The sequence below is a fragment of the Paenibacillus septentrionalis genome (assembly GCF_042659865.1).
Lineage (GTDB): Bacteria > Bacillota > Bacilli > Paenibacillales > Paenibacillaceae > Pristimantibacillus > Pristimantibacillus septentrionalis.
Genome location: NZ_JBHSTE010000025.1, coordinates 1 through 1,236, shown reverse-complemented (window position 1 = coordinate 1,236; position 1,236 = coordinate 1). Strand labels below are relative to the sequence as shown.

Annotated in this window: 1 protein-coding gene; it reads left to right on the top strand. The window is 38.2% G+C overall.

Translation table 11 applies throughout. From position 1 onward, the window contains the following. The first annotated feature begins 81 nt into the window (after positions 1–81). Positions 82–1,205 (top strand): IS3 family transposase gene (locus ACFP56_RS21715; protein ID WP_379238590.1). Its coding sequence is split into 2 segments (ribosomal slippage): positions 82–328 and positions 328–1,205, totalling 1,125 coding nucleotides; the frame shifts between segments, so codons are not numbered across the junction. Positions 1,206–1,236 lie beyond the last annotated feature (31 nt).

The following is a 1,236-nucleotide window of genomic DNA, read 5'->3' as shown; positions in this document are numbered from 1 at the left end:
CTATGGATAGGTTACACTAAGTTGGACAAAAATTATGTGGGCTAGTAGACTGAGATTAATATCTAGAAGGAGCGTTTAATTATGAAACGTCAACGTCGAACATTCACAACCGAATTTAAGCTTCAAATGGTTCAACTTGCTGCTAGTGGTAAGCCTAGAGCAGACATTGTAAGAGAATACGATCTTACAGCATCAGCCTTAGACAATTGGATCAAAAAGTATCAACAATCAGGTTCTTTTCATGCAAAAAATAACCGCAGTGAAGAAGAGAATGAGTTGATCCGTTTACGTAAGGAAAATCAACGATTATTAATGGAAAATGACATTTTAAAGCAAGCAGCGCTGATCATGGGACGAAAATAGATATCATCCGTAACAATGCACAGATCTATTCGGTATCAGCAATGTGTGATGTCCTACAACTCTCTCGTAGCACCGTTTACTACCATTTTAAAGAGCGTCAGAAACAACTTGACGATCTACCTGATGCTGAACTTGCAATAATTATCAAAGATATTTTCATTCAAAACCGTAATAACTATGGAACGAGAAAATTAAAAGTAGAGCTTCAAAAGCAGGGCTTACAGGTCTCACGTCGTCGTATCGGCAGACTAATGAAGCAACAAGGACTAGTATCCAACTATACTGTCGCTCAATATAAACCCCATTCTACACGATGTAATGAGAGTCAAACACAAAATGTGTTGCAGCGAAACTTCAGCCAGGACAAGCCTTTATCCGTCGTAGTCAGTGACCTAACTTACGTGCGTGTGTTGAATACATGGCATTATGTATGCTTATTTGTTGATCTTTTTAATCGTGAGATTGTTGGTTATAGTGCGGGGCCTCACAAGGATGCTACTCTTGTCTATCGTGCTCTTTCTAGAATAGAAGGTAATCTACATGATATCGAATTATTTCATACGGATCGTGGTAGAGAGTTTGATAATCGTTTAATTGATCAAGCTTTATCCACGTTTGGCATTCAAAGATCGTTAAGTAAGAAAGGTTGTCCGTATGACAATGCAGTAGCTGAAGCAACATTCAAAGTATTCAAAACAGAATTTTCTAACCACAAGTATTTCATGTCGCTCGAACATCTGAACATGGAATTACATGATTATGTCCATTGGTATAATCATATTCGTATCCATGGAACACTGGGTTATCTAACACCCATTCAGTTCAAACAGATCCCCTCATAAAAAGTGTCCAACTTGCTGTTGACGATCCACT